This is a genomic window from Acinetobacter legionensis, assembly GCF_048552295.1.
Classification (GTDB): domain Bacteria; phylum Pseudomonadota; class Gammaproteobacteria; order Pseudomonadales; family Moraxellaceae; genus Acinetobacter.
The window spans coordinates 132,756-141,810 of the sequence record NZ_JBIMCW010000010.1 but is presented as its reverse complement, the minus strand read 5'-3'; the positions used below and the strand labels follow the sequence as shown (position 1 = coordinate 141,810).

General features: G+C 36.7%; 16 protein-coding genes. 9 read left to right on the top strand and 7 right to left on the bottom strand.

Annotated features, from left to right (window positions below):
• Nucleotides 1–109 precede the first annotated feature (109 nt).
• The 7 genes from ACG916_RS10295 to ACG916_RS10265 form a co-directional block, all read right to left on the bottom strand.
• Nucleotides 110–640, bottom strand: a complete 531-nt coding sequence (locus tag ACG916_RS10295) for a hypothetical protein (RefSeq protein WP_419327540.1) — start codon at nucleotides 638–640, stop codon at nucleotides 110–112.
• A gap of 2 nt (nucleotides 641–642) precedes the next feature.
• A complete protein-coding gene (locus ACG916_RS10290) occupies nucleotides 643–1,056 on the bottom strand; it encodes a DUF559 domain-containing protein (protein WP_419327539.1) in 414 nt (137 codons plus the stop codon).
• Nucleotides 1,057–1,977 (bottom strand): helix-turn-helix domain-containing protein, encoded by a 921-nt coding sequence (locus ACG916_RS10285; RefSeq protein ID WP_419327538.1) that lies wholly within the window; start codon nucleotides 1,975–1,977, stop codon nucleotides 1,057–1,059. It abuts the gene before it with no gap.
• Entirely contained in the window at nucleotides 1,974–2,270 is a 297-nt protein-coding gene (locus tag ACG916_RS10280; RefSeq protein WP_419327536.1) for a hypothetical protein, read from the bottom strand. Before ACG916_RS10280 ends, ACG916_RS10285 begins: the two co-directional genes overlap by 4 nt.
• Nucleotides 2,267–2,512 carry a hypothetical protein gene (locus ACG916_RS10275; protein ID WP_419327534.1) on the bottom strand — a complete coding sequence of 82 codons (246 nt, stop codon included), beginning with the start codon at nucleotides 2,510–2,512 and terminating at the stop codon, nucleotides 2,267–2,269. The genes ACG916_RS10280 and ACG916_RS10275 overlap by 4 nt, the downstream gene beginning before the upstream one ends.
• Before the next feature lie 45 nt (nucleotides 2,513–2,557).
• The gene (locus ACG916_RS10270; protein WP_004720015.1) at nucleotides 2,558–3,055 is read right to left on the bottom strand and encodes a phage regulatory CII family protein; all 498 of its coding nucleotides are present in this window, start codon (nucleotides 3,053–3,055) and stop codon (nucleotides 2,558–2,560) included.
• A gap of 71 nt (nucleotides 3,056–3,126) precedes the next feature.
• Nucleotides 3,127–3,309, bottom strand: coding sequence for a Cro/CI family transcriptional regulator (locus ACG916_RS10265; protein ID WP_419327532.1), 183 nt, complete (start codon nucleotides 3,307–3,309; stop codon nucleotides 3,127–3,129).
• Between the two features lie 77 nt (nucleotides 3,310–3,386).
• Between ACG916_RS10265 and ACG916_RS10260 the strand changes: the two genes are divergently transcribed.
• The 9 genes from ACG916_RS10260 (at nucleotide 3,387) to ACG916_RS10220 (ending at nucleotide 9,053) form a co-directional block, all read left to right on the top strand.
• Nucleotides 3,387–4,061 (top strand): LexA family protein, encoded by a 675-nt coding sequence (locus ACG916_RS10260; protein ID WP_419327530.1) that lies wholly within the window; start codon nucleotides 3,387–3,389, stop codon nucleotides 4,059–4,061.
• Nucleotides 4,062–4,146: 85 nt separating this feature from the next.
• A complete protein-coding gene (locus ACG916_RS10255; protein ID WP_419327528.1) occupies nucleotides 4,147–4,449 on the top strand; it encodes a hypothetical protein in 303 nt (100 codons plus the stop codon).
• Between the two features lie 172 nt (nucleotides 4,450–4,621).
• Nucleotides 4,622–5,557: a sensor domain-containing diguanylate cyclase gene (locus ACG916_RS10250; RefSeq protein ID WP_419327526.1), complete on the top strand. Its 936-nt coding sequence runs from the start codon at nucleotides 4,622–4,624 to the stop codon at nucleotides 5,555–5,557.
• 85 nt (nucleotides 5,558–5,642) lie between these two features.
• Nucleotides 5,643–5,969 carry a hypothetical protein gene (locus ACG916_RS10245; RefSeq protein WP_419327524.1) on the top strand — a complete coding sequence of 109 codons (327 nt, stop codon included), beginning with the start codon at nucleotides 5,643–5,645 and terminating at the stop codon, nucleotides 5,967–5,969.
• Between the two features lie 210 nt (nucleotides 5,970–6,179).
• Nucleotides 6,180–6,647 (top strand): hypothetical protein, encoded by a 468-nt coding sequence (locus ACG916_RS10240; protein WP_419327522.1) that lies wholly within the window; start codon nucleotides 6,180–6,182, stop codon nucleotides 6,645–6,647.
• Nucleotides 6,647–6,931 (top strand): hypothetical protein, encoded by a 285-nt coding sequence (locus ACG916_RS10235; protein ID WP_419327520.1) that lies wholly within the window; start codon nucleotides 6,647–6,649, stop codon nucleotides 6,929–6,931. Before ACG916_RS10240 ends, ACG916_RS10235 begins: the two co-directional genes overlap by 1 nt.
• Nucleotides 6,932–6,933: 2 nt before the next feature.
• The gene (locus ACG916_RS10230; protein WP_419327518.1) at nucleotides 6,934–7,716 is read left to right on the top strand and encodes a hypothetical protein; all 783 of its coding nucleotides are present in this window, start codon (nucleotides 6,934–6,936) and stop codon (nucleotides 7,714–7,716) included.
• A 12-nt stretch (nucleotides 7,717–7,728) separates the two neighbouring features.
• A complete protein-coding gene (locus ACG916_RS10225; protein ID WP_419327516.1) occupies nucleotides 7,729–8,817 on the top strand; it encodes a hypothetical protein in 1,089 nt (362 codons plus the stop codon).
• Complete coding sequence (locus tag ACG916_RS10220; protein ID WP_314340615.1) at nucleotides 8,814–9,053, top strand: hypothetical protein; 240 nt, start codon at nucleotides 8,814–8,816, stop codon at nucleotides 9,051–9,053. Before ACG916_RS10225 ends, ACG916_RS10220 begins: the two co-directional genes overlap by 4 nt.
• The last annotated feature ends 2 nt before the right edge of the window (nucleotides 9,054–9,055 follow it).

Genomic DNA, 9,055 nt, shown 5'->3' with positions numbered 1-9,055 from the left:
GTTTAGCAATGAATTGGTTTACGATTCAGTTCGATGATCGATTAAAAGATCATTTATAAAAAATGGAACTTACACAAAATAATTTACAGGCTCAAAAAGAAGCCTTGAATTAGGCTTCGTGTGCTTTTATGGATTTATTGACAGCATAATTAATAAATCCATATTTACTATGCAACACTGCTAATCCACACTTAACATCAGAACGAGCATCATTTTGAGTGCGTTCTGGTGTCACCATCTCTGACCATGAACAACTATAAAAATAACGACTAATCACTGCATTCATCCAATCATCCAAGATTTCTGACTGACCTTGTAGATCTAAAATTAAACGTTGTACGGCTCTCGCTTCATTATCATTTATTTCACAAGTTTGACGTGTCTTTCTTGGCTTTGCTTGTCCAAGATCATCTATAAGATAACCAGTAATAATTTTTAGTCTTTGTTCAGAACTCAATTTTTTATATTTTTTATATTTTACTGCGTTTTCCATTGCAATAGCGATTGGATTTACGCTTTTTCCTGAAGGACCTGTATTGGTATATAACCAAGCACCAAACTGATATAACCAGCCTTCTAAGTCAAATCGTGACCAATCAACTGCTTGTAAAATATGTTGTGTTGCAACTACAGTACCCATCTTTATAAATCCCCTACCATCATCTCAATCTGTTGAACTGCTAAACCTGATTTCACTTGCTCTGTACTAAACCTTAATACCTGATATCCTATTACCACTGCAGCGTTGTATTTCTCCATATCACCGATATAACCTTTCCCACGTGTATGACGTCCACCGCTCCAAACACCACCTTCAACCTCAACCAATACTTTCTTGCCTACAATGTGAAAATCAGCACGCCACTTACGTTTAGAATGGAATTTATATTCCTGTTCAAAGCTGATTTTTAAAACTCTTAACTGGTTGGCCAACAATGTTTCACCGATACTTTCACCTTGATGAGTTCTAACTCGAGTACTGCGCTTCGAGTTAGATTTCTTCCTGATTCTCGCACCATAAAGTTTTTGATATTCAGCAATTGAGATGCTTTCCACTTACGCAGCACCTCTACCCTTAGGCTTAAATCCTACTGCCTGCAGATGTGATTTCCAGTTTTGAAGTTCATTCGGATCTGAGAGTTTTGCAGCAATGCGGCTTGCTAGTTTTTCAAAGGATTCACCTGGCATACTGAATTTATCGATGACATCAGGCAGTTGAGCAAGTTTGTTAGCAAACACGTAAATCTGTTGAGGTGATGAGAAAAATACTAAATCAGATTCACCGCTTGATTTGCCATTTTGCGCTTTGTCGTATTTGTGACGATTTTTCAAAAGTGTGTCAGCGAAGTGGTAAATCAAAAGATCATCACACAGATTATTTCCAGCATTGAAAAGCTCGAATGCTTTTTTCTCACGTTCAAACCAACTTGCTTCGATAATCGATTTTGGTACTACCGTGGGATCAGCTTGATCTAATTCAGAACGAAGTTTTTTCAAACAAAGCCAATCTTTTTTATTTATAGATTCTAATGAGAGATTCATTGGGAGGTTCTGTGTCCCAAAATTGGTACTGGTCTCGGTACCAATATCGGTACTGGTTCCAGTTCCATTATTGGTACTAGTACCGTTTTTGGAACTAGTACCTAAATCAACACCAGTGTCATTTTTGGTACTAGTCCCCTTTTTGGTAATGGTGTCTGAACAATCTTCTCGTCCAAATACACCGATCAATTGATAAACCTTAACCCCATTTCCTTTAATTTCACCTGTAAATTTAATCAACTTTTTAAGCTCAAGTTCGTCTAAAACTTTGATAATCGTTTTGCGATTTAAAGTGGTGTCTTTCTCTAACCGTTTTAAACTTGGGAAACACTTATGGTCATCCCCAGCTCGATCAGCAAGAGCTAAAAGCACAAGCCTTTCACTTGCACATGAGACTGTAGCTTTCCATGCCCACACTGTTGCATCTAAGCTCATATTTCACCGACCTTAGGCTTTACGTACCCACCAAATGAAATGACCTGTTCAGCTTTGATCAAGCTCGTTATAACCTGATGTGCTAACCAAATCGTGATCTTGAATCGATATGCCATTTTTTGGGCCAATTCTTCCTTGGTTACAGCTGCATTCTCTTCGTTGTAACCACGCATTCTTAAATTGCCTTTTTTGATGTCATGAATATGGTTCAGCAAAAGCAAAGTTGGTTCATAAAATGATTGGATTTCTTGAGTCTGTTTATGATCAGGTTTGGTTTGAAAATGGCTATTCATGAAACCTCCGCGATCGATTGCTCGATTTCATCTAAACGGCGTTTATGAAATAGCTCTGGCAAAGTGGCTGTGCGTATATCCGCCTCCTTTACCAATTTGCCGCCTTCTAGCCAATAGTAATTATTTGGTTGATACGCTTCTATCGTTTTTAAGTCTTTTATTTTGATGTGATTCATATACACAACCACATCGCCATTCATGTATTTGCCTGGCTCTTTTTCTTGTGCTAAATTTGATTTCATATTCATTCCACCCTGTTATGGATATAGGAAGCCTGATGTTCGAGATCAGGCTTTTTCTATTTCAGTACCTGATGTGTACTTCTTCATTTGTTTTAAAGCTGCTTGATCTACAGCTGTCGCCAATTCAATTAGATGCAATGTCAATTGATGGATCTCTTCATATTCTTGTGGTGTTACAACACCATCCTCATACGCTTCATAGACAGCTTTGTTAGTCTTTCCTGACTTTATGTTGTGCTGCATCATTGCCTCAAAAATCGACAATTCATGGTGCTTACTGCGGTCACAAGTCACTGGAACTAAGGCAAAACCAAGTTCATGCGCCCAAATTTTTAACAGCGCTGGATTTTGGGTGTAATAAAGAATTGCTTCTAACTTCTTAATACTTGGTAAATGGTTCGGCATATTGATATTTGCGTAATTGCAAATTGTGTTATGTGAATCCCCAAGTACCTGCGCAATATCTTTAGGCGTAAATCCCGGTGTATTACTTATCATTTGCCAAATTGCGTTTTGGGCTTCTCGGCTTAAATTAATTTCCATATGTGAATCCTTTGTATTTATTCACGTTTCACTTTGAGTACTAAATGTTGATACTTAGCTCAAGGTGGTTTCTATGCCACTTGGTGACGTGTAATTGGTTCTTTCCCATTTGCTAAATCTCGAATTTGGTATTCACGAGCTAATGGGATTTTGTTTTCTGACCATTGATAAATTGCTGATGGCTCAATACCCAAAAGCTTAGCCAGTTCTACGCCATTAACCCCAAGCAAATCCAATGCTTCTTGTTTGGTCATCACTAACACCTTAAAAGTAAGATTTCTTATTATTTAATCAAAGAAAACTTATAAAAGCAATATGTAAGATAACTTATATGGAAAAACAATCTGCTGGTCAGCGCATACGTGCGCTTAGACGTTCGAAAAAATTAACTCAAGTGCAATTAGCGAAGATTGCTGGCGTAAGTTCGCCAGCAGTTACAGAGTGGGAAAAAGACAGTTATCTACCTAAGGCTGCCTCACTAGAGGCCATGGCAAATGAATTTGGTGTTACATCTGAATATATTCTTACTGGCAAGGGTGGTGAGATTAAGAATCAAAAAAACGCTATCCCTGTTGTCCCTAAAATGGCTCCTGTTCTATCTTGGGTGCAAGCTGGTATGTTCACAAATGTAGAATCAGTTGATATGTCACAAGTTGAGGATTGGCTTCCATTACCCGATGATTGTGAAAAATGCTTTTTTTTGAAAGTACAAGGATTGAGTAACTATCCTACCTTCCAAGAAGGAGATTACATTCTTGTTGACCCTACGGTTCAGTATTATGAAATGCAATCTGGGGATGTAATTGTTGTAAGAAAACATGATGAAGCGACTTTCAAGCGTTTAGTTATTGAGACTGATAACTCAAGATACTTACAGGCGTTAAACCCTGAGTTCAAACCCAACATAATACCTCTTGATGAAGAGTGTATCTTTGTTGGGGAGGTAATTGATTCTATTAGATATGTATACAAATCAAAACGTAGATCCAAGATTAGGAAAAGTTGAAACTGAGATGTGGTGCAACTTACTAATCTGCTCGTCAATTTTGGCGAGTTGGATAATTAAAACTTCTTAAATAAAAGAGAAAATAATGATCGCAACACTTAATAAATACAAAACTGCGCTAACGATTAATCGTCAAGAATTCAAATTAGCCTTAGCTAAAATTAGTGCAGGAATTGACAAACAAATAGCTTCGCTTAAAAAAGCCAAGCAAAGTTATGATGCTGCAGAAATAGCGCGTGAGATCATAAGTGAAGCAAATATCTTTGAGGCCATTATTGAGGGTTTTAACGAAGCGGAAGAAACCAATTTAAAATTAACTGACATAACAAACCTTGAAGTGGCACAAGGATGGATAGATGAGTTTTTGGAAAAGTATTCAAATGAATAAGTGTTATATTTGCAATAAAACCTCAAATCACCTATTTTGTGTAAATTTTGAAAATATAATTAAAAGCAACTCATATGTTCTTTAAGTTTAACAAGTTTTTCATTAAATTGCCTTGTGAAAAGCTATATACTATAAGCAATTTTTAATCTAAACAATAAAATAGGCCCATGGAATGGAAGATATAATTTTTAAAAACTTTGAAGAGGCTGGACAAACAGTTTTAAAATTTTTATCTCAGAAATTTGGATTCAATTTATGGATGATTACCCGTACCGAAGGAGATAATTGGATCGTCCTTCAATGTGAAGATAAAGGATATAATGTTTCACCAGGGCAAGTTTTCTCATGGGCGGATTCATTTTGCTCTCATATGGTTTTAGGAAAAGCTCCTAAAATAGCCCCTCATTCAGAAGAAATACCTTTATACTTAAATGCACCAATAGCAAAAAAAATTGATATTAAAGCTTATATTGGTCAACCACTTATAAAAGAAGATGGAACCTTATTTGGTACTCTTTGCGCAATTGATCCTAATCCACAATCCGAAGCACTACTACAGGAAGAAGAATTAATTAATCTTTTAGGTCAAATTTTAAGCTACATCTTACAAGTTGAATTACGGGAAAATGAACAGAAACGTCAAAAAGAGTTTTTTGAAGCCGAGGCATTAAGTGATTCCTTAACAGGCTTATTTAATCGCAGAGGATGGGATCAACTTCTCGTACTAGAAGAAGCCAGATGTAAAAGTTATGGTCACCCTGCTGCAATTTTTATGCTTGATCTTAATAATTTAAAAACTGTAAATGATCAACTTGGACATTTAATCGGAGATGATTTAATAAAAACTACAGCAAATCTACTAAAAAATTGTGTCCGTAATAATGATATTGTGGCTCGAATAGGTGGTGATGAATTTGCAATTCTCAGCATTGAGAATACAAAGGAGGGGGCAAAGCTTTTATTTGATAGAATTCAGGAAATTTTTACAAATGCTAATATCAGTATCGCTGTTGGCTTTGCAATTCGTAATCCCTCTTACAGTTTATTAGATGCTGTGCAAGAAGCTGATGAAAAAATGTATGAAAATAAGCGTCTGATCAAAAATTAAGTTTTAATCACTTTAATAAACTCCACTTATCCTACCCATTGTGAGTTTTCTTTCCCCTAACAAAAACCTAAGAAGAATCTACCTTATGGAAACTATTTCATTTTTATGCTTGTTGACACTTTCAATGTTTGGATGTGAAAAACCTGAGCAAATTTCAGCTGAGCGAGAAAAACTTCTTGAAAAATATCAAGAGGTTGATTTAAAAATGACAATGTATCTTGCAACACTAGCAGGCCCCTCCTCTCCATTAGAGGAGCGAAAAAAAGTAATTTGTGAGGAATTTCCTGTTACCTACAAACAAGAATACCTTCCAATTTATCTGAAGCTGACTGAGCCTACAGATATTGATAAAAGTTCAGATATTTTAAAAACAATTGAATCGTATAAAGCTAGATACAATATTCAGTGCTAATACAAAATTAGCAACAATTTAACCCACCATGTGTGGGTTTTCTTTTGTTTATTAAATCACAAGTAAAATAAGTTTTCTGTAAAATATAAGTTTTCTTAGAATAATTATTGACAATAAAACTAAGTTTTCTTATATTTATCTAACCAACAATAAAAAAGCACATCCGACCTCGAAATCAAATGTGCTTTTACTCAAGCGAGTGAGATAAGTATGAACACAAAACCAAATTCCATCAATCCCCCTGTTACACATCGTGTACAGCCATCCAGCTTTATCAAAGTAGCTGCAATCAGTGGTTTATTCACAGTAGGTGCTATTGGTCTTACATATGATCAGAAGGTTACTGAATACAAACCTGCATTAGCAATCCCTAACACTACCCCTTCTTCATATAGCATCCAAGCTTTAAAAGTCACTTCTGATTCATCAGGCATGGCCGTTGTTAAACTTGATAGCTTTTTACTTAAAGTTAGCTTTGATTTTGAATCTCATCAAGATAACTACGGTGTTCCTGGTTCCGAATTTACTGCAGTTGATATCACCAACTTAGCAATTGACGAGATCCAAGACATCAACGGCAAAGAATATAACGACTTCACAGATTACAACGATCACCGAAATATCAATCAGATAATTATCGGTTATATCGAGCGTAACCGTTTGGTGGAGGCTGTCTAATGAATACATCTACTCAATCTCAAGAAGTAATTTACTTCGGAAAATTCAAAGGCACTGCCCTTGTAGACCTTAAGCGTGGCTATGTGCGCTGGCTACTTTCTCTAGAAAATCTTGATGAAGTTTTAGGTGAAAAGCTTCGATCTTTATCTTGGGTTCAAGAAGAAGCTGAGCGTGAACGTAAATTTCAAAAGCGTAAAGCATTGGCTATTGGACTTCAAAATTCAAATATCCCCTCTTATGAACGTCGTGCGTATAAAAAACGTATGGGCTGGGTTGGAGCATAATCATGACTATTTCAAATAATACAAACATGGATCTTTGGAATTCTTTAAGCATTACCGATCCAAGCAAAGTAAAACCCATTACTGGTAAGTCTTATAAAGGCTCATCACCTCAACCGTATTGGTTAGTTCAGCGAGCTACCGAAACTTTTGGCCCTTGTGGCCAAGGTTGGGGAATTGAAATAGTTCAACAAGGTTTTCAGCAATGTAATGCCGAAACAATGATGCATTATGCGACAGTCCGCGTTTGGTATATGCAAGAAGGTAAAAAGTGTTCAGTGGAACATATGGGCGGAACAATGGCCATGTATAAAACCAGTACAGGAAAAATGATATACGACGAGGATGCCCCTAAAAAATCAGTCACAGATGCAATGGTCAAGGCGCTTAGTTTTATTGGTTTTGCTGGTGATATTTTCTCAGGTATTTGGGATGATTGGAAATATCAAGAAATGGCTGCTGCACATTACAATGAGCAAAAACAACAGCCCACTCAAAATCAAAATAATCAGCAAAACTCAAGACAGGCTCAACAACCGAATCGCAATCAAAATAACCAAGCTAGTGGCCAGCAACAAAAGCCATTGGCTCAGCGTTATAACGATGCACTTCTAGCTATAAAAGATGCTAAAAATCCTCAAACCCTTGATAAAGCAATTAACACATTCAAAGGCACTCAATACGAGTCAGGTATATCAAAAGCCTGCCGTGCTCGAGCAGATCAAATGGGATGGAATGAAGCGCCACCGATAAACCAAGTTCAACAACAAAATCAAATGCAGCATTGAGGAAAATAAAAAATGAATTTATTAAATAGTAATGAAGCATTTTCAGCACTCATGGCTGGTAAAAATATTATGTGCCGCGCTGTTGGCGAATTGATGGACTTTGATGACTTGAATCAATTTCCTGCTACGATCTTCGCTTTACCTGGTTATGAGTTCTGTATCAAACGTGAATCGTTAACTTTGGCAGATATTCAATTTACTAAGCCAGTAGAACCACACGATCTGGAGAATGGCCAAGAAATTTTTATTGTGATGCCAACATGTATCTTGCGTACTAAATACGATCCAGAACATGGAGATATATGTTTGAGTGTGGCAAATGGATTTGCTCAATTAGATGCTGAAAATGCACAGCTGCAGCTTCAGGCATTTGGTAAAACGTTTGGCAATATGATTACTGAGATTGAAATTAAAGACGGTTTCAGTGAAAAGCCTAAAAAAACTAGAAACACCAAAAAGAATGTTGAGCAAGAATCGCCACAAGTAGTAGAGACACAGCCTGTTATATCTATAGAAACTGAATTGCAGCTTTATTTAGATGGCTTGCGTGCTTGCTCTACTGCTGCTGAGGTTGAAAGCACTTTATTGAATGTTGATAAGGTGGATTTTTCAGCAGAACAAATGCTTGAAATTACGATGGCCAAAGAAAGCAAATTAGCTGAATTTAACCAGCCTATCAAAATCGTGTCTCAAGAAAATGTAACCATTTCAGAAGATCCACTCATTTCCGATGATAACTCACTTGCATTACATCCATATCAGTCAGTTCTTGATGAGCTAGTGGAGCGTTTAAAGATAGTTAACACTCCTAAAGAAGCAAATGCCCTTTATAAGTACACCATGCACTGGACCGAAGAGGAACGTAAGCCAGTTATGGATGCTATTCATAAACGTTTGGCTGAATTCAATCCACCAGAAAAATCACAATCATCATTGATGGTTCGTATTCAAGAAGCCAAAACTTTAATTGACCTTTCCAAACTTGAAGAAGAAATAAATGAATGTGATCCGCTAATACAGGAACGTTTAACAAGCTATGTAAGTCAACGGCGATCAGATTTGACAATGGCAAGTGATACACCGTGGGAGATACAACAATGAATACACCTATAGATTTAAATTCTATTTTATTTGCTCAACTTGATCGTTTGAGTAATCCAGATCTTAAGGGCGATGACCTACAAGCGGAAATCCAAAAAGCCTGTGCCGTTGAAAAAATCAGTAAACAGGTTATTGAGAATAACAATATGCGCTTAAGTGCTGCCAAGCTTGTTGCTGAACATAAGGGATTGAAAAATGTCGATCCAATTGAAGTTCCTCAAAATCTGATTGGGTGATT